The organism is Cupriavidus sp. 94F1, assembly GCF_057798875.1.
On the sequence record NZ_JBYOJT010000003.1, the window covers coordinates 82,433 to 107,475 of the forward strand.

Consider the following 25,043-nt stretch of genomic DNA (forward strand, 5'->3'; position numbering starts at 1 on the left):
CATTCGTGCGCAAGCCGGTATTATCCGGGAAGCCGCCCGCCCGCGCATGTCCGACCCGTGGCTTTCATCGCCCATCGTCCCTTGCCGACCACCCAGGCGCCGGCCGGCCCGTTTTCCCGTGAGGTGACCATGCCCTTCCGTTCCCTGCCCCGCCTTGCCGCACCGTGGCTGGCCAGCCTGGCCGCAGTGGCCGGCTTCAGCGCCGTGGCCGGCACCGTGCACCTGCCTCCGGTGACCGATATCGGCGCCCAGTCGGCCGCAGCCGCCAGGCAGGGCGAGCCGCTGGTGGTGCTTGTCAGCCTGCCCGGCTGTACCTATTGCGAGACGGTGCGCCGCAACTATCTGGGCCCGCAGGTGGCGGCCGGGGACATTGCCGCGCGGGAAATCGACATGACGGCCGATACGCCGGTCCGTGACGTCGATGGCACCATGACCACCGCCAAACGCTGGGCGCAGGCCCACAACATCTCGGTCGCCCCGACCGTGATGTTCCTGGACCCGCACGGCCGCAACCTGGCCAAGCCGCTGCGCGGCATGCAGCCCGATTTCTATGGTGCCTACCTGGAGCAGGCCATCGACGAGGCCCGCGCCAAGGTGGCCGCCCGGCCCGGCGCGCAGCAGTAGCGCGGGCACACGCTTCCATATTGCGGCGAATTGCCGCAGCCCCGGCGGGCTTGACCGTCCACGATGCCGGCTTCCGCGCCCGGCAGTAGAATAGCCGCTGTCCGATGGCTGTCCCGGTACCGTTATTCCATGTCCAATACTGCTGCTTCCGCCACTTCCCCGCGCAAACGCTGGCCGCTCGCCGTCGCGGTCGTGATCGTCGCCCTGCTTGGCGTCTTTGGCTATCGCGCCATGTCGCCAGCCAGCAAGGTGCCCGATGCCACGTTCACGCTGCTGTCGGGCCAGAAAGTCAGCACGGCCGATCTGAAGGGCAAGGTCTACCTGGTCAACTTCTGGGCCACCAGCTGCGCCACCTGCGTCAAGGAAATGCCGCAGATGATCGACACCTACAAGCAGTTCAAGGACAAGGGCCTGGATTTCGTGGCCGTGGCCATGAACTATGACCCGCCGATGTACGTGGCCAACTACGCCAAGACGCGCGAACTGCCGTTCAAGGTGGCCATGGATTCGGACGGCTCGGCGGCCAAGGCCTTTGGCGACGTCCAGCTCACGCCCACCACGTTCGTGGTCGACAAGAACGGCAAGATCCTGAAACGCTACGTGGGCGAGCCCGAGTGGGATGCGCTGCACAAGCTGCTGGATGGTGCGCTGGCCAGCGCGGCCTGATTGCGTGCCGTCCCCGGTCGAAAAGGTGCCCAAGCGGCACCTTTTTTGTTGCCCGGACGCCGCGCAGGCACGTGCGGCTTGCCAGTCGAAGCTGTATGGATATACAGTGGGCGCCAGATTTTTCTCAATCCTCCCCTCTGCCCTTCCCGCTGTGCTACCGGATCTCGCCCCTGAAGCCGACGTGCCCGCCGATTTCTCCCCGGAGACGGGCGACGCGGCTGCCTACCTGTCCAAGCTGAATCCGGAGCAGCGCGCCGCCGTGGAATATGCGGGCGAGGCGCCGCTGCTGATTATTGCCGGCGCGGGCTCGGGCAAGACCAATACGCTGGCGCATCGCGTCGCGCACCTGGTGGTGGGCGGCGCCGACCCGCGGCGCATCCTGCTGCTGACGTTCTCGCGCCGTGCGGCGTCCGAGATGGGCCGCCGCGTGGAGCGCATTGTCGATCAGGCACTGGGCATCCAGTCCGGCGCAGGGCGTGCCGCGCTGCAGTGGTCGGGCACCTTCCACGCCATCGGCGCCCGGCTGCTACGCGAATACGCCGAGACGCTTGGCCTGGCGCCGAGCTTCACGATCAGCGACCGCGGCGATTCGGCCGACCTGATGCACGTGGTGCGCCACGACCTGGGATTGTCCGAGCAGGCGTCGCGCTTTCCGCGCAAGGAAACCTGCCTGGCCATCTATTCGCGCGTGGTCAACACCCAACTGCCGATCGAGGTGGTGCTCAAGACCCAGTTTCCGCGCTACGCGATGTGGGCGGACGCGCTCAAGACGCTGTTCGCCGGCTATGTCGAGGCCAAGCAGAAGCAGCAGGTGCTGGATTACGACGACCTGCTGCTCTACTGGGCGCAGGCCATGACCGAGCCCGCGCTGGCGCGGGACATGGGCGCGCGCTTCGACCACGTGCTGGTCGACGAGTACCAGGACACCAACGCGCTGCAGGCGTCGATCCTGATGGCGCTGAAGCCGCAGGGCCGTGGCCTGACCGTGGTGGGGGACGACGCGCAGTCGATCTACGCCTTCCGTGGCGCCACGGTGCGCAACATCCTCGATTTCCCGACGCAGTTCACGCCGGCTGCCGAACAGGTCACGCTGTCGCAGAACTACCGTTCCACGCAGCCGATCCTGCAAGCCGCCAACGCAGTGATCGGCCTGGCGGCCGAACGCTTCACCAAGGACCTCTGGTCGCTGCGCGAGTCGGCCGAAAAGCCCGGCGTGGTGGTGGTCAACGACGAAGCCGACCAGGCGCGCTTTGTGGTCGAGCAGGTGCTGGCACGACGCGAATCGGGCCTGGCGCTGATGCAGCAGGCGGTGCTGTTCCGCGCCGCCGACCACAGTGCGCAGGTCGAAATCGAACTGGCCCGGCGCAACATCCCGTTCGTGAAGTTCGGCGGCCTGAAATTTCTGGAATCGACGCACGTGAAGGACGTGATGGCCGTGTTGCGCTGGCTGGAAAACCCGCGCGACCGCATGGCCGGCTTCCGCACGCTGCAGCTGCTGCCCGGTATCGGGCCGAAGACCGCCGCGCGCGTGCTCGAAGGGCTGGAAGCGGCCACCGAGCCTTTGGTGGCGCTGGAGGCCTTCGAGGCCCCGCCCGCTGCCGCGCCCGCGTGGGACGACCTGCTGACGCTGGCCCGCACGCTGATGGCGCCCACGTCGCCGTGGCCGTCGGAGTTCGAACAGGTGGTGGCGTGGTACGCGCCACATCTGGAGCGCATGCACGACGATGCCGCCGCGCGCCAGGCCGACCTGCAGCAGATCGAGCGCATCGCGGCCACCTATGCGTCGCGCGAGCGTTTTCTGACCGAACTGACGCTGGACCCGCCCAGCGCGTCCAGTGACGAATCGGGCGTGCCGTCGCGTGACGAGGACTACCTGATCCTGTCGACCATCCATTCGGCCAAGGGCCAGGAATGGAAGGCCGTGTACGTGCTCAACGCCGTGGACGGCTGCATGCCGTCCGACCTGGCCACCGGCACCACCGAGGAAATCGAGGAAGAACGCCGCCTGCTGTACGTGGCCATGACGCGCGCGCGCGACCATCTCGACGTGATCGTCCCCCAGCGGTTCTACGTGCACAACCAGGTGGGTTTTGGCGACCGCCATGTCTACGCGTCGCGCACGCGCTTCCTGCCGAACCGCGTGATGCCGAATTTCTACAGCCGGTCGTGGCCGCCCCCGCCGATGCCCGGCGAAGGGCAGGACAAGGCGTCCTTGCCGCAGGTCGATCTGGCATCCCGCATGCGCAACATGTGGAAATAGGCGGCCATCAGGCCAGCGCCACCCCCGCCTGACGCACCACTTCCACCAGCGCCCCGTCGCGCAGCAGCGCGGCCACGCGTTCGATCTCGTCGGTCATGTAGCGGTCCGTGTCCAGGAACGGCACGTGTTCGCGCACGAAGGCGAAGACCGCGCGGCCGGCTGGCGACAGGTGCTCGACCGCGCCGGCCAGTTCCGCCGCCTGGCACGCGGCCAGCAGCTCCAGCGCCAGGATGTACTGGTTGTTATCCAGGATGCGGCGCGCGTTGCGGGCCGAGATCAGCCCCATGCTGACCACGTCCTGGTTGTCGCCGTTGGACGGCACGCTCTGGATGCTGGCCGGGCTGCAGATCGTGCGGTTCTCGGCCACCAGCGCCGTGGCCGGGTACTGGGCGCCGGCAAAGCCGCACGACAGGCCTTCGTTGGCGGCGGCCAGGAAGGCGGGCAGGCGATTGTTCAGGTGCGGGCTCAGCAGGCGGTTCAGGCGGCGTTCGGCCATCACGCCCAGTTGCGTGGCGGCGATGGCCAGGAAGTCCATCGCGAAGGCCACCTGCTGGCCGTGGAAATTGCCGCCGTGGAACAGCGCGTCATCGTCAAAGAACAGCGGGTTGTCGTTCGATGAATTGAGTTCGCGCGTCACCACGTTGGCACAGTGATCCAGCGTATCGCGCACGGCGCCGAGCACCTGCGGGATGCAGCGCAGCGTGTAGGCCTTCTGGATGAACACGCCCGTGCCGGTGTTCTTTTCGTCGCCGGCGCGATGCTTCATCTCCGCGCTGAGCGTGTCGTGCCCGGCCAGCCGCGTCGAGCCGGCCAGCAGCGCGCGCAGGTTGGCGGCGGAGCTGACCTGGCCGGGGTGTGGCTTGGCGATGTCGTGGCCGTGCGCCATGAACGCATCGGCCGATGCCGACAGTCCTTCCAGCGCCAGCGCCGCAATGGCTTCGGCCTGCCGGACCTGCGCGCGCAGCGTCTCCAGCAGCAGGCACGACACCCCGGTCATGGCGGAAGTGCCATTGATCAGCGCCAACCCTTCCTTGTACGCCAGCGTGATCGGGGCAATGCCGTGCTGTCGCAGCACGTCGGCAGTGGGCGCCGTGCCGCCATCGGCGGTCAGCACCTTGCCTTCGCCGATCAGCGTGATGGCCACGTGCGATAGCGGCGCAAGGTCGCCGCTGGCACCGAGCGATCCCACCTGCGGCACGGCCGGCGTGATGCCGGCGGCCAGGTATTTGAGCAGCTGCTCGATCACCACCGGGCGCACCGCCGAATAGCCACGCGACAGCGCGTTGGCGCGCGCCACCATCATGGCCCGCACTTCATCGCGCGAGAACAGCGGCCCCACGCCGGCGCAGTGGCTGCGCAGCAGGTTCTCCTGCAGCGCGCGGCCGTGTTCGATATCGACCCAGTTGTGGACCAGTTCGCCAAACCCGGTGGACACGCCATAGATCGGCACATTGGTGGCTGCCACTTGCTCGAAGCGGGCCCGGGCGTCGCGCACCTTGTCGAGGACGTCGGCAGGAACGTGCGCGGTCAACTTGCCTTGGGCGATGGCGGCGACGGCTTCGGGGCGGAGCTGGTAGCCGTCGATGGCGGCTTGGGATGCGGTGTCGGTCATGGGGCGTGCGGTAGGGATCAAGGCAGGGGCGAGAGTGTACCGCGCCCGATTCGCCCTGCCGCAGCCGTTACAGTCCGTAGCGTTTGATCTTGTCGTAGAGCGTCGCCTTGCCCACCTGCAGCAGATCGGCGGCCTGGCTGACGGCGCCGCCCGTGCGCGCGAGCGTATCGGCGATCACGGCGCGCTCGTAGCGCTCCATCCGCTCGCGCAGCGGAATCGATTCGTCGCCGCCTTCGGCCTTGCCGGCATGGCCGCCCTCGGGCACGCCCAGCACCAGGCGGTCTGCCGCATTGCGCAGCTCGCGCACATTGCCGGGCCACGGGCGTTGCATCAGCTGCTGGCGCTGCATCTCGGACAGGATCGGGGCCGGCCGCTGGTAGCGCACGGCGGCCACCAGCATGAAGTGCTCGAACAGCGGCACGATATCCTCGCGACGCTCGCGCAGCGGCGGCAGCGGAATCGTCACCACATTGAGGCGGTACAGCAGATCCTGCCGGAACGCGCCCTGCGCCACCAGCGACTCCATGTCGCCCTTGGCGGCGGCGACGATGCGCACGTCGATCGGCAGCGATGCGTTCGAGCCCAGCCGCTCCAGCGTGCCTTCCTGCAGCACGCGCAGCAGCTTCACCTGCAGCGCCAGCGGCATGCTCTCGATCTCGTCCAGGAACAGCGTGCCGCCCGACGCATGTTCGAGCTTGCCGATGCGGCGCTTGCCCGCGCCCGTGAACGCGCCCGCCTCGTGGCCGAACATCTCGCTTTCGAAGATCGATTCCGGCACCGCGCCGCAGTTCAGCGCGATGAATGGCGCGTCGCGGCGCGTGGACAGCGCGTGCAGGCTGCGCGCCACCAGTTCCTTGCCGGTGCCGGTCTCGCCGTTGATCATCACCGGCACATCGGTTTCGGCCACATTGGCGATCAGCCCGCGCACCTGGGCAATGGCCGGCGACCGGCCGATGATGCGCGTGCCGGCCGCCGGGCCGGCCAGTTCACGGCGCAGCGCCACGTTTTCGAGTTCCAGTGCACGGCGCTCCAGCGCCCGGCGCACGGTATCGGTCAGGCGGTCCGCGCCGAACGGTTTCTCGATGAAGTCGTAGGCGCCCTCGCGCATCGCCTGCACCGCCATCGTAATATCGCCATGCCCGGTCACCAGGATCACCGGCAGGCCTGGCGCCACGTTGCGGCAGTGGTGCAGCAGGTCCAGCCCCGACGCGCCGCCCAGGCGCACGTCGGTCACCAGCACGCCCGGGAAGTCGGCGCTCAGGTGCGGCATCGCGGCCTCCGCCGACGGCAGCGCCAGCACCGCGAATCCGGCCAGTTCCAGGCTCTGTGCCGTGGCCTGGCGCACCAGCGGTTCGTCTTCGACAAACAGCACGCGCAGCCCGTCTTGCATCGCAATCATTTCGCGTTTCCTCATCACGCCGCCACGGGCTGGCGCGCCCGCCGCAACGTCACCACAAATTCCGCGCCGCCGCCTTCTGCATCGCCGGCCACCAGCTGGCCGCCGAACTCGCGCACGATCGACGACGAGATGGCCAGCCCGAGCCCCAGGCCCTGGCCGATTTCCTTGGTCGTGTAGAACGGCTCGAACAGGCGTGGCAACGCGTCCGGCGCAATGCCGGTGCCATTGTCGCGCACCGCGATACGTACCTGCTCGTCGGTGGCGGCGACGTCGATGTCCACCCGGCCATCGGGTCGGCCCACGGCGGTAATGGCGTCGAGCGCGTTGCCCACCAGGTTCAGCAGCACCTGTTCGAGCTTCAATTCGTCGGCCCACACGGCCAGGTCGGCGGACTCGCCGTCCAGCCCGCGTATGCGCAGCATCACCTGGCCCAGGCGCGGGGCGATCAGCTGCAGCACATGATCCAGCGCGGCACGCACACGCACGGCATTGCGGCGCTGGCGTGCCTTGCCGGCAAACAGCTTGAGCTGGCCCGTGATCTTGCCCATGCGCTCGGTCAGGTCGGCGATGGCCGACAGGTTGCCCGTCGCGGCATCGAGCTGCCCGCGCTCCAGCAGCACCCGGGTGTTGTCGGAGAACGTACGCAGCGCCGCGAGCGGCTGGTTGAGTTCGTGCGTGATGCCCGCCGCCATCTGGCCCAGCGCGGCCAGCTTGCTGGCCTGCACCAGTTCGTCCTGGGTCGCGCGCAATTCGCCTTCGGCGCGCGTGCGCTCGGCCACCTCGCCTTCGAGTTGTTCGTTGATGGCCATCAGGTCGGCGGTACGCGCTTCGACGCGGCGCTCCAGCTCGTCGTAGGCGGCTTCCAGCAGGCGGCGGCTGTACAGCATGTCGCGCGCCCGCTGGCGGCGCTGGCGCAGGTTCACCAGCAGCAGGCAGATGCACGCGTACGCCAGCGCGGCGCCGATGGTCGCGCTGCGGGCATTGGCCAGCACCGGGTCCAGCGGCGCCATGACCTGCATGTTCCATCCGGCCGGGCCTACCGTGCGGTTGATTTCAAGGTAGCGGTCGCCGCCGGTGTCGGCCAGGCCGAAGCCCAGGCCCGCACCCTCCCCGCCATCGGACGCGCCCTCGCCATCGCGCCGGCCGGTCGGGCCTACCCGCACCAGGCGCTGGCCATCGGACAGCGTGTTGTCGGCCAGCCAGCGCATGACGGGCGACGCCAGCGACTGCATCGGCAGCGGCGTGACGTCCACATCGTGGTACTGGCGCGTGCGATGCAGTTCGGCCTGCAGCGCCGGCGGCAGCGGCCGCAGCGTGCGGTACTGCCAGCCGGGCACCGACGACAGGAAGATCACGCCGTGGTCGTCGGACACCATCAGCGGCTCTCCCCGGCCCGAGCCGGCGCGTTGGAACCATTCCAGGTTCAGCTTGACCACCGTCACGCCGATCACCTTGCCGCCGGCCTCGATCGGCTGGGCGATGTAGTAGCCCGGTTCGTCGCTGGTCACGCCAATGGCATAGAAGCGGCCCACCTCGCCGCGCGAGGCCATCTGGAAATACGGACGGAAGCGATAGTCGGTGCCGACGAAGCTGCCCGGCTCCCCGTGGTTGCTGGCGGCCAGCGCCAGGCCGTTCGCGGCGATCACGTAGGTGGCCGATGCCCGGGCGCGCCGGTTGACCTCCACCAGGTAGTCATTGACGGCCGCGATGCGTGCCGGGTCTTGCGGCGACGCCAGCAGCGCACGCACGGACGGGTGCAGCGACACCAGCGCAGGCAGGAATTCGTAGCGGTCGAGCGTGGATTCGAGGGTGCCGGCGTACCGGTCGGCACGCATGGCCGTGGACTGCTGCAACGCGACGATGCCGCGCTGCACCGACAGCAGCCAGGTCAGCGTGCACAGCACCAGCAGGCCGGCCAGCAGCGCAACGGCAAAGCCCCACCAGCGCGAACTGTGCTCCGGCGCGTGCACGGAGTCAGGCGGTGCGGGGTCATGCACGGCAAGGAAGTCGTCGGAATGGGGCATCGGCGCGGGCGAAAGCTCTCGCGCCGATGATACCCGCTGGCCGCCTTGGGGGGCTCCCGAGCCAGCGGAGGGATGCTGCGGGGTGCCCGCGACGCCGTTCAGCGGGTCGGCGGGCACCTGGCCAGACATGTCAGGCGCTGGCGTCGGCGAGTTCGACGTTGTCATCGCCACCACCGCGCAGCACGCGGTTCAGGCGGGCGCGGTCAAGCTCGCGTTCCCAGGCCGACACCACCACGGTGGCCACGCCATTGCCGATGATGTTGGTCAGCGCGCGGCATTCGCTCATGAACCGGTCGATGCCCAGGATCAGCACCATGCCGGCCACCGGGATGGTCGGCACCACGGCCAGCGTGGCCGCCAGCGTGATGAAACCCGAACCGGTCACGCCGCTGGCGCCCTTGGACGTCACCATGGCCACGGCCAGGATGGTCAGCTGCTGCATCAGGGTCAGCTCGATGTTCGTCGCCTGGGCGATGAAGATCACGGCCATCGTCATGTAGATGTTGGTGCCGTCCAGGTTGAACGAGTAACCGGTAGGCACCACCAGGCCGACCACCGACTTCGAGCAGCCCAGCTTTTCCATCTTCTCCATCAGGTGCGGCAGCGCGGCTTCCGACGAGCTGGTACCCAGCACGATCAGCAGTTCTTCCTTGATGTACGCGACGAAGCGGATGATCGAAAAGCCGGTCAGGCGCGCCACGGTGCCCAGCACCACCAGCACGAACACGATGGCGGTGAAGTAGAACGTGCCGATCAGCTTCAGCAGCGGAATCAGCGAACCCAGGCCGTACTTGCCGATCGTGAAGGCCATGGCGCCGAACGCGCCGATGGGGGCCACCTTGGTGATCACGTGCACGATGTGGAAGAACACCTTCGACACCTGGTCGACCATGTCGTGGATGATCTGCGCGCGGTCGCCGATGATGGCCAGGGCCGAGCCGAAGAACAGCGAGACCAGCAGGATCTGCAGGATGTCGCCATTGGCGAACGCGCTGAAGATCGTGTCCGGGATGATGTGCATGAAGAACTCGACCGTGCTCTGGCCGTGGGCCTTCGACACGTACTGCGAGATCGTCTTGGTGTCCAGCGTGGCCGGATCGATGTTGAAGCCCACGCCGGGCTTCAGCACGTGCGATGCGATCAGGCCGATCAGCAGCGCGAACGTGGACACGATCTCAAAGTACAGCAGCGCCTTGCCGCCCACGCGTCCCACCTTCTTCATGTCGCGCATGCCGGCAATGCCGGACACCACGGTACAGAAGATGATCGGGCCGATGATCATCTTGATCAGCTTGATGAACGCGTCACCCAGCGGTTTCATTTCCACGCCGGTGGCCGGCGCGAAATGTCCCAGCAGGATGCCCACGGCAATCGCGAACAGGACCTGCACGTACAGGATCTTGTAAAAGGGTTTCCTCATGATGTCGTCCTCGGTGTTTTGACCGGTGCCGGGCGCTCGGAAGGCGCCCACGTCGCACGCCTGGCCCGCGATGAGCGGGCGGCGCGTCTGGAAGTAACTATTTGCAACAGCCGTGCCACGCACGCCGGCGCCGCCAAGTCCTTGATTTGCAAGAGAAGACATCCGTACCGGCGGGCGGATCGATCCGGGAGTCCGGAAATCCGGAATCGGTGCCTCCGGGAATTCGGACGGCTACCGGCCGATTTCGGCCCAAAAAGTGCCGCGTCAGGCACGTGTGAGGCCGTCTCCGGCCGCCGGAGCCCCCGCCGGACGGCCACGCGCATCGCGATTTCCGGCATTCCGGGCAGCGCCGCCGCGCGGAACGGCGCGCGCGACCACGTATAATTCCGAGCTTCCTCGATTCATGCCGCGCCAGGCGCCCGCGTTACCGCGGTCCGGCGCCACGCAGTCCAGTTCGCCGCCATGAGCAGCTACTACAAGCACCACGTTTTCTTCTGCCTGAACCAGCGCGACGACGGCAAGGCCTGCTGTGCCGATCACAATGCGAAGGCCATGCAGGAATACGCCAAGAAGCGCTGCAAGGAACTGGGCATCGCCGGCGCCGAAGGCCGCGTGCGCATCAACAAGGCCGGCTGCCTGAACCGGTGTGAACTTGGTCCGGTGCTGGTGGTCTACCCCGAGGCCGTCTGGTACACCTTCGTCGACGAGCAGGACATCGACGAGATCATCGACAGCCATCTGATTCACGGCAAGCCCGTCGAACGCCTGATGGTCGATCGCTGATCCGGTACCCGCCGGGCCGTGCCGGGCCGCCTGCCCGGTTTTTTGTTGTGCCGCTTTTGCCGTGCCGCTTTTGTCGTGCTGTTGTCGCCGAACCTTCCTGCCCTCTCGCCATGAACGCGCATACCCAGGTCACCACCATCGCCGGCCCCGTCGGCGCCATCGACATCTCGATCGATCTGCCGCAGAACGAGCCGGTGCGTGGCCTGGCGCTGGTGGCGCATCCGCACCCGCTATTCGCCGGCACCAAGGACAACAAGGTGGCGCAGACGCTGGCACGCACGTTCGTGGCGCTGGGCTATGCGACGGTGCGGCCGAACTTCCGCGGCGTGGGCGGCACGGCCGGGGAGCATGACCAGGGCATCGGCGAGCAGGACGACCTGCTGGCCGTGATCGACTGGATGCGCGCCCAGACCGCGTGGTCGCCGGACGTGGCCGCGCTGCCGCTGGCGCTGGGCGGCTTCTCGTTCGGCAGCTTCGTGCAGACGCACGTGGCACGCCGCCTGGCCGAAGCGGGCACGCCCGCGCAGCGGCTGGTGCTGGTGGGCACGGCCACCAGCCGCTGGGACGTGGCCACCGTGCCGGCCGACACCATCGTGATCCACGGCGAACAGGACGACACCGTGCCGCTGGCCAGCGTGCTGGACTGGGCCCGTCCGCAGGAACTGCCGGTCATCGTCATTCCCGGCGCCGACCACTTATTTCACCGCAAGCTGCACCTGATCAAGCAGCTTGTCGTCAACGCGTGGGAACGGTGAACCGTCCCGCCCGCGCCATCCCTTTATCGTTGGAACACTACCCATGCTGAACAGAGCCACGCCGCATTTCGCATCCGCCCTTGCTCCCGTTGCCGTCGCCGCAACGCTTGCCACCGTGCTTGCCGCCGCCCCCGCCGCCGTCCTGGCGCAGGGCGTCCCGATGCCGCAGGTGGCCGCCAAGTCGTGGATGCTGTACGACGTGACCAGCGGTCAGGCCCTGGCGTCGCAGAATGCCGACCTGCGCATCGAGCCCGCGTCGCTGACCAAGCTGATGACCGCCTACCTGGTGTTCGAGGCGCTCAAGGAAAAGCGCCTGACGCTGGACCAGACCGTCACGCCGACCGAGATCGTGCGCAAGGTCAAAAGCGATGAATCGCGCATGTTCATCGAGGCCGGCAAGCCGGTCAGCGTGAACGACCTGCTGATGGGCCTGATCGTGCAGTCGGGCAACGACGCGTCGCTGGCGCTGGCCGAGGCCGTGGGCGGCTCGGAAGAAGGTTTCGTGGCGATGATGAACCGCGAAGCGCAGCGCATGGGCATGAAGGGCACGCACTTCACGAACACCGACGGGGTGCCCGATCCGAACCACTACACCACGGCGGTCGACCTGGCCACGCTGTCCACGCGCCTGATCAAGGACTTCCCCGAGTACTACGGAATGTACTCGCAGAAGGAGTTCACCTATAACAAGATCAGGCAGCCCAACCGCAACCGCCTGCTGTACATCGACCCGACCGTGGACGGTCTGAAGACGGGGCACACCAAGTCCGCCGGCTACTGCCTGATCTCGTCGGCCCAGCGCCCGCTGGCCAATGTGCCGAATGGCACGCGCCGGCTGGTGTCGATCGTGATCGGCACGGCCACCGAGCAGATCCGCACCCAGGAAAGCCTGAAGATCCTGAACTACGGCTTCCAGTTCTTCGACACGCTGCGCCTGTACGACAAGGGTCAGGTGCTGGCCACGCCCGACATCTACAAGGGCCGCGCCAGCACGGTCAAGATCGGCGTGGCCAACGAGACGTTCGTGACGGTGCCCAAGGGCACGGGCGGCCGCCTGAAGCCGGTGCTGGAGCGCCAGGAACTGCTGATCGCCCCGATCGCCGCGGGACAGCAGGTGGGCACGGTCAAGCTGATGGACGGCACCAACAAGGTGGGCGAGTTCCCGGTGGTGGCACTGGAGGAAGTGCCCGAGGCGGGCTTCTTCGGCCGGCTGTGGGATACGATCCGCCTCTGGTTCAAGCGCAAGTAAGCGCAAGCAGGCGCAATGGAGCGCGCACAAGGTTACGCAAGATGACGACAGATTCCAGCAACGGTCCGCTGATCCCGGGTGACATCCCGCCCGAGCAGTCGCTGATCGAATACCCGAGCGAATTTCCGATCAAGGTCATGGGCGCCATGCAGGACGGCTTTGCCGAGGCCATCGTGACGCTGATCCAGGAATTCGACCCGAACTTCCACGCCGGCAAGATGGAGATGCGTCCGTCGCGCAACGGCAATTACCTGGGGCTGACCGTGACCGTGTACGTCACGAGCCGCGAGCATCTGGACAGCGTGTACCGTGCGCTGACGTCGCACCCGATGGTCAAGGTGGTGCTGTAACCACATGAACGTCATCACCCTGAAGCCCGGCAAGGAAAAATCCCTGCTGCGGCGCCACCCGTGGGTCTACGCCACGGGCATCGCCTCCACCGAAGGCCGCTGCGAGGCGGGCTCGACCGTGGTCGTCCGCAGCGCGGATGGCCGCTTCCTGGCGCGCGGCGCCTACAGCCCCGAATCGCAGATCCGGGTGCGCGTATGGACATTCGACGAAAACGAGCCGGTCGACCACGCCATGTTCAAGCGCCGCGTGTCGGCCGCGCTGGCCCACCGCCAGCGTTGGGTCAGTGACACCAGCGCGGTACGCCTGATCTTCGGCGAATCCGACCGCCTGCCGGGCCTGATCGTCGACTACTACGGCCAGGGCGAGACCGGCCAGCTGGTCTGCCAGTTCAACGCCGCGGGCGTGGAGCAGTGGAAGGACGCGCTGGTCCAGGCGCTGATCAAGGAAACCGGCTGCCCGAACGTATATGAGCGCTCCGACGCGGCCGTGCGCCAGCGCGAAGGGCTGGAACTGGTCACCGGCGTGCTGGCCGGTGCCGAGCCCGATCCGCAGCTGTCGGTGACCGAACACGGCGTGCGCTACTACGTGGACGTGCGCAACGGCCACAAGACCGGCTTCTATGTCGATCAGCGCGACAACCGCAAGCTCGTGGGCGACCTGGCCGAGGGCCGCGACGTGCTGAACTGCTTCTGCTACACGGGCGGCTTCTCGCTGGCCGCGCTGCGTGGCGGTGCGAAGTCGGTGACGTCGATCGATTCGTCGGGCGAGGCGCTCAAGATCGCGGCCAGCAACGTGACGCTGAACGGTTTCGACGCCGGGCGCGCCACCTGGCTCGATGCGGACGTGTTCAAGATGCTGCGCGAGTTCCGCGCCGAAGGCCGCCAGTTCGACCTGATCGTGCTGGACCCGCCCAAGTTCGCCCCGTCGGCCCAGCACATCGACCGTGCCGCGCGCGCCTACAAGGAAATCAACCTGGTCGGCATGCAGCTGCTGCGCCCAGGCGGCCTGCTGTTCACGTACTCGTGCTCCGGTGCCATCAGCATGGAGCTGTTCCAGAAGATCGTGGCCGGCGCCGCCACCGATGCCCGCGCCGACGCCCGCATCCTGCGCCGCCTGTCGGCCGGCACCGATCACCCGATGTCGGCGGCCTTCCCCGAAGGCGAATACCTGAAGGGTCTGCTGCTGGAAAAGATCTAGTCGGGGCCGGGAAACGCGTCCGGTGACGGGTTTTCCGGAATTGCCTCGGAACTGTCTTCCGGTGGTCATATTCACTGCCTAAGATTCGTCTCACGGTAAGGCATTGGCAGGTGCCTGACCGTCTCTTCTTATCAGTCTTCGTGGTAATCGCCCCGCTAACCCAGCGGGGCTTTTTTTGCCTCCAGCCCTTCTTTCTCCCCTCTCCCACTGCATGGGATAGGGGAGGGCATCGCTGCCGGCATCGCATAGACTGGAGCCTCTACCCCGACTCCGCGCCCCAGCGAAACTCCCTATAATCGAACGACCGTGCATTTCGCACCGCTTGTCCGCGTCATTTCATCAGACGGATTCGAGGAGACACCATGCCTGCCGCCAAACACATTCCGCCAGCCCTGCAGAACCTTGCCCTGCCCGTCATTGCGTCGCCAATGTTCATCGTCAGCTATCCCGAACTGGTGCTGGCCCAGTGCAAGGCCGGCATCGTCGGATCGTTTCCGGCGCTCAACGCGCGCCCGGCCGAGTTGCTCGACGAATGGCTGACGCAGATCCAGGAAGAACTGGCGGCATTCGGGGCGGCCAATCCCGGCAAGCCCGTCGGCCCGCTGGCCGTGAACCAGATCGTGCACGCGTCCAACGCGCGGCTGGAACATGACGTGAAGGTGTGCGTGGAGCACAAGGTGCCGATCTTCATCACGTCGCTGCGGGCGCCGCCCAAGGAAATGATCGACGCCGTGCACAGCTACGGCGGCATCGTGCTGCACGACGTCATCAACCTCCGCCACGCCGCAAAGGCCATCGAGGCCGGCGTGGACGGGCTGATCCTGGTGGCGGCCGGCGCCGGCGGCCATGCCGGTACGCTGTCGCCGTTCGCGCTGGTCGGCGAAGTGCGCAAGATCTTCGACGGTCCGATCGCGCTGTCCGGATCGATCGCCACCGGCGATGCCGTGCTGGCCGCCCAGGCCATGGGCGCGGACTTCGCCTACGTGGGCACGCGCTTCATCGCGTCGCAGGAAGGCCATGCCAGCGCCGAGTACAAGCAATCGATCACCAGTTCGGCCGCTTCGGACATCATCTACACGAACCTGTTCACGGGCGTGCACGGCAACTACATCCGCGAGAGCATCGTCAATTCGGGCCTGGACCCCGAAGACCTGCCCGTGGCCGACAAGAGCAAGATGGATTTTTCGAGCGGCAGCTCGAAGGCCAAGGCCTGGAAAGACATCTGGGGTGCCGGCCAGGGCGTGGGCCAGATCCACGACATTCCCACCGCCGGCGAGATCGTGGCGCGCATGAAGGCCGAGTACGATGCGGCGCGCGCCCGGCTGGGGCTGGTAGCATAAGGGCGTTTTGGCGCCCCTTTTCCTGAACCGTTGCCTTCTTCCGACCCCGAAACACCGACCGGCCCCGCCGACCTGCCCGGCACGCTCACGCACCGGGAGCGCGTGATCCGCGCATTCTGGGTCACGCTGGGCGTCATCAGCCTGGTGCTCGGCTTTATCGGCATCTTCCTGCCGCTGCTGCCGACCACGCCGTTCGTGCTGCTGGCGGCCGCGTGCTTTGCGCGCGGGTCGGAAAAATTCCACAACTGGCTGATCACGCACGAGCGATTCGGGCCGCTGGTGCGTGACTGGCAGGCCCACCGCAGCATTCCGTTCCGCGCCAAGTGCCTGGCGCTGTCGATGATGTGGACGTCGATGAGCATCACGGCCTGGCTGCTGCGCGCACGGCCCGTGTCGTCGCTCACGCTGATCGCCATCGGCATCGCCGTGACGGTCTGGATGGTACGGCTGCCCACACGGCCGCGCGGCGGCTATCCCGAGGCCAGCGACGGTCCGTCGTCGCAAGCGTAGGGCCGCCGCCGGCCCTGAGCCACGGCAATCAGTCGTAGCTGCGCGCGTCCTCGATCGATTTGCCGTCCTGCGGCAGCGACCCGGGCGGGACGAAGCGGACCTCTCCCCGCAGCCGCATGACCTCGCGCATCGAATCGGCCACGGCAAGCGCCAGGCCCTCGTCGATGCGCGTGGTATCGCAATGGAGCGTCATCACGTCGGCGCCGATCGTGCCGGTCACCACCAGCCGCGCCGCGCGGATTTCGGGGTGGCGCCGCACCACTTCGGCCACCTGCCCCGGATGCACGAACATGCCCTTGACCTTGGTGGTCTGGTCGGCGCGCCCCAGCCAGCCCTTCAGCCGGATATTGGTCCGCCCGCACGGGCTGGCGCTGTGCGACGATTCGGCCACGATGGCCGACAGATCGCCGGTGCCGAAACGGATCAGCGGGTAGTCGCCGTTGCCGAGCACGGTGACCACCACCTCGCCCACCTCGCCTTCGGGCATCGGCTTCGTGCCGCCCGGCTCGACGATCTCGACCAGTACGCCTTCGTCCACCACCCAGCCGTCGCCGCCGTCGGTCTCGAAGGCGATCAGTCCGACATCGGCCGTGCCGTACATCTGGCGCGCCGTGACGCCGTGGTTCTGCAGCCAGCCCCGCAGCGCGGGCGGGCAGGCCTCGCCCGACACCAGTGCCTTGGACAGGCTGGCGCACGGCAGCCCCATCTCGTCACCTTTCTCGATCAGCAGCTTCAGGAACGAGGGCGTGCCCGCGTAGGCGGTGGGCTGCAGGCTGGCCAGCGCCTGCACCTGCGATTCGGTCTGGCCGACGCCCGCCGGGAACACGCAGCACCCCAGCTTGTGGGCGCCCGATTCCATCATCATCCCGGCCGGCGTGAAGTGATACGAAAACGTGTTGTAGACCAGCTCGCCAGACCGGAAGCCGGCCGCGAACATCGCGCGCGCCGTGCGCCACCAGTCGGCGGCAAAGCCATCGGGCTCGTGGATCGGCCCCGGCGACTGGAACACATGGCGCAGGCCGCCCAGCGCCGTGGCATTGAGCCCGCCCAGCGGCGGCACCACGCGCTGGCGCGCACTCAGTTCGGACTTGCGCGTGACCGGCAGCAGCGCCAGCGCATCGCGCGAGGTGATCTCGCGTGCATCGAAGTCGCCCAGGATTTCGGCAAAATACGGTGCATGTGCCTGCGCATGCGCGACCTGGCGCGCCACGGCGGCAAGCAGCGCGGCCTCGCGCTCCGCAGGGGCGCGCGTCTCCAGCGAATCGAAGTATTCAGCCATATCGGTGTCCAGGGGAGATTCAGGCCAGCCAGCGTTTGCGGCGGCGATAGCTTTTCACGTCGCGGAACGATTTGCGCGCGCCGCCTTCGGCGTCGTTGGCGGCCACGCCCAGGTAGAACTCCTTGACATCCTCGTTGGTGCGCAGCGATTCGGCTTCGCCGTCCATCACCACGCGGCCGTTTTCCAGGATGTAGCCGTAGTCGGCATAGCGCAGCGCCACCATCGTGTTCTGCTCGGCGAGCAGGAAGCTCACGCGCTCGCGCGAGTTCAGGTCGCGCACGATCTCGAAGATCTCCTCCACGATCTGCGGCGCCAGGCCCATCGACGGCTCGTCGAGCAGGATCATCGACGGCTTGGCCATCATGGCCCGCCCAATCGCGCACATCTGCTGCTCGCCCCCCGAGGTATAGCCAGCCTGCGACTTGCGGCGCGTCTTCAGGCGCGGAAAGTAGTCGTAGATCTTCTCCAGCGCGTCGCGCGTCTCGCCACGCGACAAGCCGCGCGTATAGGCCCCGGTCAGCAGGTTTTCCTCGATGGTCAGGTGCGCGAAGCAGTGGCGGCCTTCCATCACCTGGATCACGCCGCGCTTGACCAGGTCGTTGGGCGTGAGCTGGTCCACGCGCTGGCCGCGGTACTCGATCGATCCCTTGGTGACATCGCCGCGCTCGGCATGCAGCAGGTTCGAGATGGCCTTGAGCGTGGTGGTCTTGCCCGCGCCGTTGGCGCCCAGCAGCGCCACGATGCGGCCCTCTGGCACATCGAGCGACACGCCCTTGAGCACCAGGATCACGTGGTCGTAGATGACTTCGATGTTGTTGACGGATAGAAGGGTCATGTCTTGTCCCTGTACTGGTTTTACTCCCCTCTCCCAAAGCAACGGGAGAGGGGAGTAAAACCGATGGTGCTTCAGATGCTGCTGATCCGCTCCCCTCTCCCACTTGTGGGAGAGGGGTTGGGGGAGAGGGCCCGGCGCATCAAGACTCGGCACGTCGCAATTTGAGCCTCAATACCCTCTCCACCGGCCCCTCTCCCGCACAGCGGGAGAGGGGAGAAAACCGTCGGCAAGCGGACACTACGACTTCATGCAGGCTGGCGTGATGCCCTTCTCCTTCGCGTACTGCGCGGCCGTGGCCTTGAACAGCGGATGGATCAGGTTCTTGTTGCCCTCGATCCAGTCCGACACCACCACCCACTTGGTGCCGTCCCACTGCTGGATCTTCACCTTGCCCGATCCCTCGTGGTTATCGCAGCTGGTCTTGATCTCTGGCAGCAGGCCCGTGGCGCCCAGTTGCTGCAGGCGCGCGCTGGTCAGGTTCAGGTTCTCGAAGGCCCAGCGCATCTCGTCGCCGGTCATGACCTTGCCCTTGCCGAACTTGGCCTGCGCCACGCGGATCGCCTCCACCGTCACCACCGCCGCCGACACGCCGCGGTTGTAGAGCACCGAGCCCACCTTGTTGCGGTCCTGCATGTTGCCCTTGTTGGCGCCGTAGACCACCTTCTCGATATCGGCGATCAGCGGCACGCTCTTGCCCGCCACGTTCCACGTGGCGCTCATGTAGCCCTTGGCGGCGTCGCCGGCCGGCGTGGTGTCTTCCTCGGAGCCGGCCCACCACGACCCGATCATCTTTTCGCGCGGGAAGCCCACCTTCTGGGCCGCCTTCAGCGCGGTCTGATTCATCACGCCCCAGCCCCAGAAGATCACGTAGTCGGGATTCTCCTGGCGGATCTTCAGCCACTGCGCGCCCTGCTCGTTGCCCGGGTGCGCCACCGGAATCTCCACCAGGTTGAACTTGCCGAGCCGGGCCTCGGCCTCCAGCGCGACGATCGGTTCCTTGCCGTAGGCCGAGTCGTGATACAGGTAGACGATCTTCTTGCCGGCCAGCGACCCGCCGTTCTTCGACGCCAGATACTTGACGATGGCCGACACCTGCATCTGGTACGTGGTGACCAGCGGGAACGCGTACGGGAACACCGAGCCATCGACGGCATCGGTGCGGCCGTAGCCCATCATCACCAGCGGCACCTTGTCGGCGGCGGTCTTGTCGACCAGCGCGTACGAAATGCCGGTAGACATCGTGTGGTACGCGGTGCCCTTGCTCTGGCCGTTCTTGGCCTTCAGGCGCTCGTAGCACTCCACGCCCTTGGCGTTGTTGTACTCGGTCTCGCACTCTTCCCACGACAGCTTCACGCCGTTGACGCCCCCCTCCTTGAGGTTGACGTAGTTCAGGTAATCGACAAATCCGCCATAGAACGATTGACCGTTCGAGCCATACGGGCCGACTCGGTAGCTGGGCAGCGCCACGAACTGGTCATTGGCCTGCGCCAGGGCCGGCAGGGCCGGCGCCAGCAGCGCAGCCGCGACGCTGACCACCAGGGCGGCGCGCTGCACATTGCGGAATACGGTTGTCATCACAGTCTCCTTCACCTCGAACGGGCGTTGTTATGGGAACGACTAATGCGGGAATGGCCAGAGGCGCAGCTTCTCCTTGGCAATCTGCCAGAGCCGGGCCAGGCCATGTGGCTCGACGATCAGGAAGAAGATGATCAGCGCGCCGAATACCATGAGCTGGATATGCGACACCGTGGCGTTGGTGAACGGCAGGTGCAGCAGCGCGGCCAGCGTCGGCAGCACGTTATCGAGAAAGATCGGCAGCAGCAGGATGAATGCCGCGCCCAGGAACGACCCCAGGATGCTGCCCACCCCGCCGATGATGATCATGAACAGGATGCGGAACGACAGGTCCAGCGAGAAGCCGTCCGGCTCCACCGATCCCAGGTAGCAGAACGCGTACAGCGCCCCGGCCACGCCGCAGTAGAACGAGCTGACGGCGAAGGCCAGCAGCTTGGTGCGCATCAACGGGATGCCGATGACCTCGGCGGCCACGTCCATGTCGCGCACGGCCATCCAGGCGCGGCCCGTGGCCGAGCGCACCAGGTTCTTGGCCAGCATCGCCAGTACCGTGACGATGGCCAGCACGAACAGGTACTTCCGGATCGGGGTATCGATCGCCACGCCGAACAGGTCCAGCCGCTGCGCCGTGATCACGCCCGACGAACTGTTGTTCGAGAACCAGGGGAACTTGGTCAGCGCCCACACCACGAAGAACTGCGCGGCCAGCGTGGCCACGGCCAGGTAGAAGCCCTTGATCCGCAGCGACGGCAGCCCGAATGCCACCCCCACCAGTGCCGACGACAGTCCGGCCAGGATGAACGTCAGCACCACCGGAATGCCTTCGATCCGTAGCTGGAAGTTGTAGGCCGCATAGGCCCCCACGGCCATGAAGGCCGCCGTGCCCAGCGACAGCTGTCCGGCATAGCCGGTCAGGATGTTCAGGCCCAGCGCCGCCAGCGAGAAGATCAGGAACGGCGTCAGGATGGCGTTGAACCAGTATTCGCTGCCCGCGAACGGGATGACGACAAACGCCACCACCATCAACAAAGCAAAGAAAATACGATCTTGCCGGATCGGGAAGATCTGGCTGTCGGCAACGTAGCTGGTCTTGAACTGTCCGGATTCGCGGTAGAGCATGAAATTCTCCGATCTCGGCATGCGTGACGGCAACGCGGATGCTTTGGCTTGCGGCCGCCGCTGCGCGACTTCAATTTGCTGCGCTATACGCGGTCGATGTGTTTTTCTCCGAATAGCCCCTCTGGCCGCACGAGCAGGAACAGCAACGCAAACACATACGGGAACCAGCCTTCGATCCCGCCGAAGTTGCCCCCGAACGCCGACTGGAACACGGGCGGGATATAGATCTCGGCCAGCTTTTCCGATGCGCCGATGATCAGCCCGCCGACGATGGCGCCCGGCACCGACGTAAAGCCGCCCAGGATCAGCACCGGCAGCGCCTTGAGCGCGGTCAGCGTCAGCGCGAACTGCACCCCGTTGCGCGATCCCCACAGCATGCCCGCCACCAGCGCGACAAAGCCGGCCACGCCCCAGACGATGGCCCAGATGTTCTGCAGCGGAATGCCCAGCGACAGCGCCGCCTGGTGATCGTCGGCCACCGCGCGCAGCGCGCGGCCCACCTTGGTGTACTGGAAGAACAGCGCCAGCACCGCCACCAGCACGGCGGCAATCAGCGCGGCGGCCAGGTCGAACTTCGACACCACGATATTGAAGTGGGTCAGGATCGAATCGATGGGCTCATCGACGATGCCCAGCTGGATCGGCCGCACCTCGTTGCCGAACAGCAGCGGTCCCAGGCCTTCCAGAAAAAACGACAGGCCGATGGTGGCCATGAACAGCGTGATCGGCGGCTGGTTCACCAGCTTGCGCAGCACCAGGCGCTCGGTGCTCATGCCGACCACGATCATGACGACAAAGGCGCCGATCACGGCCGCCCACATCGGCAGGCCCTTGTCCATCAGCCCCACCACCGCCAGCGCGGCAAAGTACACCATCGCCCCCTGCGCGAAGTTGAACACGCCCGACGCCTTGTAGATCAGCACGAAGCCCAGCGCCACCAGCGAGTACATCAGCCCCGAGAGCAGCCCGCCGATCAGGATTTCGAAGAAGAATGTCATCGTAGTTTCCTGATTTCTTCAGTGGGAAGTACCCAGGTAGGCCTTGATCACGTCGGGGTTGGCCTTGACCTCGGCCGGCGTGCCGTCGCCGATCTTCTTGCCGTAGTCCAGCACCACCACGCGGTCGGAAATATCCATGACCACGCCCATATCGTGCTCGATCAGTACGATGGTGGTGCCGAACTGCTGATTCACGTCCAGGATGAAGCGGCACATGTCCTGCTTCTCTTCCACGTTCATGCCGGCCATCGGCTCGTCCAGCAGCAGCATCGACGGTTCCGCCGCCAGCGCGCGCGCCAGCTCCACCCGCTTCTGCAGCCCGTACGGCAGGCGCCCCACCGGCGTCTTGCGGATGGCCTGGATTTCCAGGAAGTCGATCACTTCCTCGACCTTGCGGCGATGCCGCATTTCCTCGGCGCGCGCCGGGCCCCACCACAGCGCATGCGCCAGCAGGCCGGTGCGAAACTGTGTGTTGCGGCCCGTCATGATGTTGTCGAGCACGGTCATGCCCTTGAACAGCGCGATGTTCTGGAACGTGCGCGCGATGCCCTGGCGGGCGGCGGCCGTCGGATGCATCTTGCGGCGCTCCTGCCCCCGGAACACGATGCGGCCCTGCTGCGGGTGATACACGCCGTTGATCACGTTCAGCATCGAACTCTTGCCGGCGCCGTTCGGGCCGATGATGGCGCGGATCTCGTGCTCGCAGACATCGAACGAGATATCGGTCAGCGCCTTCACGCCGCCAAACGACAGCGAGATGTTCTGCAGGTCCAGAATCACGTCGCCGCGCGTGCTGGCGTGGGCCGGGGCGTCGGGCCGATGGGCGTCGCCGGTGCGCGGGCTGTCGCCGTGGAGGGTGTCCGCGTGGCCCGGCGGGGCGAGGGTGCCGGGCGACGCCATGGCGCCCGTGGCATCGACGCGGGTCATGCCGCCCTGCCACGCTGTCTGGGTTGCCGTCATCTGTGCGTCTCCCTGTCTCACGCCGCGCGCGCGCCGCCCACGGGCGGGAATCGCTTGACGTCCACCAGCTTCAGCGTGGCCGACACACTGCCCTCGCGGCCATCCTCGAACTTCACGCGCGTGTCGATGAACTGCTCCGGCTTGCCCGCGAACAGCGCGTCCACCAGCACCGCGTATTTCTCGGCGATAAAGCCACGCCGCACCTTGCGCGTGCGCGTCAGTTCGTCGTCATCGGGGTCCAGCTCCTTGTGCAGGATCAGGAAGCGCGCCACCTGCGAGCCGGCCAGCATCGCGTCGGCAGCCAGGTCGGCGTTCACCTGCTCCACGCATTCGGCAATCATGGCGATGACATCGGGCTGGCCCGCCAGGTCCACGTAGCCGGCGTACGGCAGGTGACGGCGCTCGGCCCAGTTGCCCACCGCATCGAAGTCGATATTGATGAACGCGCAGACGCGGTCACGGCCGGTGCCAAACGCCACCGCCTCCTTGATGTACGGGAAGAACTTGAGCTTGTTCTCGATGTACTTGGGCGCGAACATCGACCCGTCGGCCAGCTTGCCCACGTCCTTGGCGCGGTCGATGATCTTCAGGTGCCCGTCGGCATCGATCACGCCGGCGTCGCCGGTCATGAAGTAGCCCTCGTCGTTGATGGCCTCGCGCGTGGCATCGTCGCGCTTGTAGTAGGCCTTGAGCAGCCCCACGCCGCGCACCAGCACCTCGCCGTTGTCGGCGATGCGGATCTCCATGCCCGGCGCGGCCGGCCCCACCGAATCGAACTTCACCTGCCCGTCCGGCTGCAGGCACACATAGGCGCAGGTCTCGGTCTGGCCGTAGAACTGCTTCAGGTTGATGCCGATCGACCGGTAGAAGCGGAACAGGTCCGGCCCGATGGCCTCGCCCGCCGTGTAGCCCACGCGGATACGGCTCATGCCCAGCACATTGCGCAACGGGCCGTAGATCAGAATTTCGCCAATTCCGTAGCGCAGGCGATCCAGCGCCGGCACGGGCCGCTTGTCCAGGATGTCCGATCCGCACCGGCGCGCCACGCCCATCGCCCAGTGGAACAGCCGGCGCTTCACCCAGCCCGCGTCTTCCATGCGGATCATGACCTGCGTGAGCAGCCCCTCATAGATCCGTGGCGGTGCAAAGTAGTAAGTGGGGCCGATCTCGCGCAGGTCGGTCATCACGGTTTCGCGCGATTCCGGGCAGTTCACGGTGAAGCCGGCCACCATGGCCTGCGCGTACGAGAACAGGTTGTCGCCTACCCAGGCCATCGGCAGGTACGACAACACGTCGTCATCGGCGCCGAGCCCGTCGAACTGGCAGCCGTTGCGCGCGGCACCAATCAGACCGGCATGCGCATGGCAGACCCCTTTCGGCTTGCCGGTGGTGCCCGACGTATAGAGGATGATCGCGGTGTCATCGGGCGCGCCGGCCTGCACCTGCGCATCGTAAAAGCCTGGATTTGCGCGATCGAATTCGCGGCCGATTTCCTGCACGCGTGCGTACGACAGCAACGACGGATGATCGTAGTCGCGCAGCCCGCGCGGGTCTTCGTAGATGACGTGGCGCACGGCGCGGCCGCGCGATGCCAGCTGCGATTCCACTTCGAGCAGCTTGTCGACCTGTTCCTGGTCTTCGACGATGGCGAACTCGATCTCGGCGTCGTCCAGCACGTAGACCATCTCGCCCGCGATGGCGTCCTGGTAGAGCGGCACGGGCACGCCACCCAGCGCCTGCGCGGCGGTCATCGCCCAGTACAGGCGCGGACGGTTGTCGCCGACCACGGCCAGGTTCATGCCCCGGCGAAAGCCCAGCGCCGCCAGGCCGCAGGCCAGCGCGCGCACCTCGGCCGCTGCCTGCTGCCAGCTGTAGGTCTGCCAGATACCGAGATCCTTCTCGCGATAGGCCGGATGATCGGGCCGCTGCCGGGCATGCGCCAGCAGCCATCGCGGAAAGGTCGTTGCCGACGATTCCTGCATCGCTGTCTCCTCTCCCCTTCGGATGGCCTAGGGACCATGCCGGGTATCAAGCCGCCAGACCGGTCGCTATACTGGGCGCCTTGTCCGGTGCGACGATTGCCGCAC

Annotated in this window: 21 protein-coding genes; 10 read left to right on the forward strand and 11 right to left on the reverse strand. The window is 66.7% G+C overall.

Annotation, left to right across the window (positions count from 1 at the left end):
* Positions 1–129 precede the first annotated feature (129 nt).
* From AC3FJ6_RS08105 to AC3FJ6_RS08115, 3 genes are all read left to right on the forward strand, one after another.
* Positions 130–624, forward strand: coding sequence for a thioredoxin fold domain-containing protein (locus tag AC3FJ6_RS08105; RefSeq protein WP_488771431.1), 495 nt, complete (start codon positions 130–132; stop codon positions 622–624).
* A gap of 129 nt (positions 625–753) precedes the next feature.
* A complete protein-coding gene (locus AC3FJ6_RS08110; RefSeq protein WP_488771432.1) occupies positions 754–1,290 on the forward strand; it encodes a TlpA disulfide reductase family protein in 537 nt (178 codons plus the stop codon).
* Between the two features lie 151 nt (positions 1,291–1,441).
* Positions 1,442–3,550: an ATP-dependent helicase gene (locus AC3FJ6_RS08115; RefSeq protein ID WP_488771434.1), complete on the forward strand. Its 2,109-nt coding sequence runs from the start codon at positions 1,442–1,444 to the stop codon at positions 3,548–3,550.
* Between the two features lie 7 nt (positions 3,551–3,557).
* On the opposite strand, the gene cmdF is transcribed toward AC3FJ6_RS08115, so the two are convergent.
* The 4 genes from cmdF to AC3FJ6_RS08135 form a co-directional block, all read right to left on the reverse strand.
* A complete protein-coding gene (gene cmdF / locus AC3FJ6_RS08120) occupies positions 3,558–5,162 on the reverse strand; it encodes a tyrosine 2,3-aminomutase (RefSeq protein WP_488771435.1) in 1,605 nt (534 codons plus the stop codon).
* A 67-nt stretch (positions 5,163–5,229) separates the two neighbouring features.
* On the reverse strand, positions 5,230–6,552 hold the full coding sequence (locus AC3FJ6_RS08125; RefSeq protein ID WP_400395165.1) for a sigma-54-dependent transcriptional regulator: 1,323 nt from the start codon (positions 6,550–6,552) through the stop codon (positions 5,230–5,232).
* A 23-nt stretch (positions 6,553–6,575) separates the two neighbouring features.
* A complete protein-coding gene (locus tag AC3FJ6_RS08130; RefSeq protein WP_488771436.1) occupies positions 6,576–8,585 on the reverse strand; it encodes a sensor histidine kinase in 2,010 nt (669 codons plus the stop codon).
* Positions 8,586–8,715: 130 nt separating this feature from the next.
* Entirely contained in the window at positions 8,716–10,005 is a 1,290-nt protein-coding gene (locus tag AC3FJ6_RS08135) for a dicarboxylate/amino acid:cation symporter (protein WP_400395160.1), read from the reverse strand.
* Between the two features lie 462 nt (positions 10,006–10,467).
* On the opposite strand from AC3FJ6_RS08135, the gene AC3FJ6_RS08140 reads away from it, so the two are divergent.
* The 7 genes from AC3FJ6_RS08140 (at position 10,468) to AC3FJ6_RS08170 (ending at position 16,190) form a co-directional block, all read left to right on the forward strand.
* Positions 10,468–10,788, forward strand: a complete 321-nt coding sequence (locus tag AC3FJ6_RS08140; RefSeq protein WP_092603084.1) for a (2Fe-2S) ferredoxin domain-containing protein — start codon at positions 10,468–10,470, stop codon at positions 10,786–10,788.
* 110 nt (positions 10,789–10,898) lie between these two features.
* Positions 10,899–11,543: an alpha/beta hydrolase gene (locus tag AC3FJ6_RS08145; protein WP_488771437.1), complete on the forward strand. Its 645-nt coding sequence runs from the start codon at positions 10,899–10,901 to the stop codon at positions 11,541–11,543.
* A gap of 43 nt (positions 11,544–11,586) precedes the next feature.
* Positions 11,587–12,792, forward strand: coding sequence for a D-alanyl-D-alanine carboxypeptidase family protein (locus tag AC3FJ6_RS08150; RefSeq protein ID WP_153949047.1), 1,206 nt, complete (start codon positions 11,587–11,589; stop codon positions 12,790–12,792).
* A gap of 41 nt (positions 12,793–12,833) precedes the next feature.
* On the forward strand, positions 12,834–13,142 hold the full coding sequence (locus AC3FJ6_RS08155; RefSeq protein WP_092603078.1) for a DUF493 family protein: 309 nt from the start codon (positions 12,834–12,836) through the stop codon (positions 13,140–13,142).
* A gap of 4 nt (positions 13,143–13,146) precedes the next feature.
* Positions 13,147–14,340, forward strand: a complete 1,194-nt coding sequence (locus tag AC3FJ6_RS08160; protein WP_488771439.1) for a class I SAM-dependent rRNA methyltransferase — start codon at positions 13,147–13,149, stop codon at positions 14,338–14,340.
* Between the two features lie 362 nt (positions 14,341–14,702).
* Positions 14,703–15,680 (forward strand): NAD(P)H-dependent flavin oxidoreductase, encoded by a 978-nt coding sequence (locus AC3FJ6_RS08165; RefSeq protein ID WP_488771441.1) that lies wholly within the window; start codon positions 14,703–14,705, stop codon positions 15,678–15,680.
* A gap of 30 nt (positions 15,681–15,710) precedes the next feature.
* The gene (locus tag AC3FJ6_RS08170; protein ID WP_228771005.1) at positions 15,711–16,190 is read left to right on the forward strand and encodes a YbaN family protein; all 480 of its coding nucleotides are present in this window, start codon (positions 15,711–15,713) and stop codon (positions 16,188–16,190) included.
* A gap of 28 nt (positions 16,191–16,218) precedes the next feature.
* Here AC3FJ6_RS08170 and AC3FJ6_RS08175 read toward each other — a convergent pair whose 3' ends face one another.
* The 7 genes from AC3FJ6_RS08175 to AC3FJ6_RS08205 form a co-directional block, all read right to left on the reverse strand.
* A complete protein-coding gene (locus AC3FJ6_RS08175; protein ID WP_488771442.1) occupies positions 16,219–17,469 on the reverse strand; it encodes a phenylacetate--CoA ligase family protein in 1,251 nt (416 codons plus the stop codon).
* A 19-nt stretch (positions 17,470–17,488) separates the two neighbouring features.
* Positions 17,489–18,304: an ABC transporter ATP-binding protein gene (locus tag AC3FJ6_RS08180; protein WP_400393760.1), complete on the reverse strand. Its 816-nt coding sequence runs from the start codon at positions 18,302–18,304 to the stop codon at positions 17,489–17,491.
* Between the two features lie 237 nt (positions 18,305–18,541).
* Positions 18,542–19,879, reverse strand: coding sequence for an ABC transporter substrate-binding protein (locus tag AC3FJ6_RS08185; RefSeq protein WP_488771443.1), 1,338 nt, complete (start codon positions 19,877–19,879; stop codon positions 18,542–18,544).
* Positions 19,880–19,921: 42 nt separating this feature from the next.
* Positions 19,922–20,998 (reverse strand): branched-chain amino acid ABC transporter permease, encoded by a 1,077-nt coding sequence (locus AC3FJ6_RS08190; RefSeq protein ID WP_400393757.1) that lies wholly within the window; start codon positions 20,996–20,998, stop codon positions 19,922–19,924.
* 83 nt (positions 20,999–21,081) lie between these two features.
* Complete coding sequence (locus tag AC3FJ6_RS08195) at positions 21,082–21,996, reverse strand: branched-chain amino acid ABC transporter permease (protein WP_488771444.1); 915 nt, start codon at positions 21,994–21,996, stop codon at positions 21,082–21,084.
* Between the two features lie 18 nt (positions 21,997–22,014).
* Entirely contained in the window at positions 22,015–22,956 is a 942-nt protein-coding gene (locus tag AC3FJ6_RS08200; protein ID WP_488771445.1) for an ABC transporter ATP-binding protein, read from the reverse strand.
* A gap of 17 nt (positions 22,957–22,973) precedes the next feature.
* Positions 22,974–24,938, reverse strand: coding sequence for an AMP-dependent synthetase/ligase (locus tag AC3FJ6_RS08205; protein WP_488771446.1), 1,965 nt, complete (start codon positions 24,936–24,938; stop codon positions 22,974–22,976).
* Between the last annotated feature and the right edge of the window lie 105 nt (positions 24,939–25,043).

Bases quoted from the DNA above. Each gene is read 5' to 3' on its own strand.
- AC3FJ6_RS08105 (WP_488771431.1), top strand. From the start codon at position 130: ATGCCCTTCCGTTCCCTGCCCCGCCTTGCCGCACCGTGGCTGGCCAGC.
- AC3FJ6_RS08110 (WP_488771432.1), top strand. From the start codon at position 754: ATGTCCAATACTGCTGCTTCCGCCACTTCCCCGCGCAAACGCTGGCCG.
- cmdF (WP_488771435.1), bottom strand. From the start codon at position 5,162: ATGACCGACACCGCATCCCAAGCCGCCATCGACGGCTACCAGCTCCGC.
- AC3FJ6_RS08125 (WP_400395165.1), bottom strand. From the start codon at position 6,552: ATGCAAGACGGGCTGCGCGTGCTGTTTGTCGAAGACGAACCGCTGGTG.
- AC3FJ6_RS08130 (WP_488771436.1), bottom strand. From the start codon at position 8,585: ATGCCCCATTCCGACGACTTCCTTGCCGTGCATGACCCCGCACCGCCT.
- AC3FJ6_RS08135 (WP_400395160.1), bottom strand. From the start codon at position 10,005: ATGAGGAAACCCTTTTACAAGATCCTGTACGTGCAGGTCCTGTTCGCG.
- AC3FJ6_RS08140 (WP_092603084.1), top strand. From the start codon at position 10,468: ATGAGCAGCTACTACAAGCACCACGTTTTCTTCTGCCTGAACCAGCGC.
- AC3FJ6_RS08145 (WP_488771437.1), top strand. From the start codon at position 10,899: ATGAACGCGCATACCCAGGTCACCACCATCGCCGGCCCCGTCGGCGCC.
- AC3FJ6_RS08150 (WP_153949047.1), top strand. From the start codon at position 11,587: ATGCTGAACAGAGCCACGCCGCATTTCGCATCCGCCCTTGCTCCCGTT.
- AC3FJ6_RS08155 (WP_092603078.1), top strand. From the start codon at position 12,834: ATGACGACAGATTCCAGCAACGGTCCGCTGATCCCGGGTGACATCCCG.
- AC3FJ6_RS08160 (WP_488771439.1), top strand. From the start codon at position 13,147: ATGAACGTCATCACCCTGAAGCCCGGCAAGGAAAAATCCCTGCTGCGG.
- AC3FJ6_RS08165 (WP_488771441.1), top strand. From the start codon at position 14,703: ATGCCTGCCGCCAAACACATTCCGCCAGCCCTGCAGAACCTTGCCCTG.
- AC3FJ6_RS08175 (WP_488771442.1), bottom strand. From the start codon at position 17,469: ATGGCTGAATACTTCGATTCGCTGGAGACGCGCGCCCCTGCGGAGCGC.
- AC3FJ6_RS08180 (WP_400393760.1), bottom strand. From the start codon at position 18,304: ATGACCCTTCTATCCGTCAACAACATCGAAGTCATCTACGACCACGTG.
- AC3FJ6_RS08185 (WP_488771443.1), bottom strand. From the start codon at position 19,879: ATGACAACCGTATTCCGCAATGTGCAGCGCGCCGCCCTGGTGGTCAGC.
- AC3FJ6_RS08190 (WP_400393757.1), bottom strand. From the start codon at position 20,998: ATGCTCTACCGCGAATCCGGACAGTTCAAGACCAGCTACGTTGCCGAC.
- AC3FJ6_RS08195 (WP_488771444.1), bottom strand. From the start codon at position 21,996: ATGACATTCTTCTTCGAAATCCTGATCGGCGGGCTGCTCTCGGGGCTG.
- AC3FJ6_RS08200 (WP_488771445.1), bottom strand. From the start codon at position 22,956: ATGACGGCAACCCAGACAGCGTGGCAGGGCGGCATGACCCGCGTCGAT.
- AC3FJ6_RS08205 (WP_488771446.1), bottom strand. From the start codon at position 24,938: ATGCAGGAATCGTCGGCAACGACCTTTCCGCGATGGCTGCTGGCGCAT.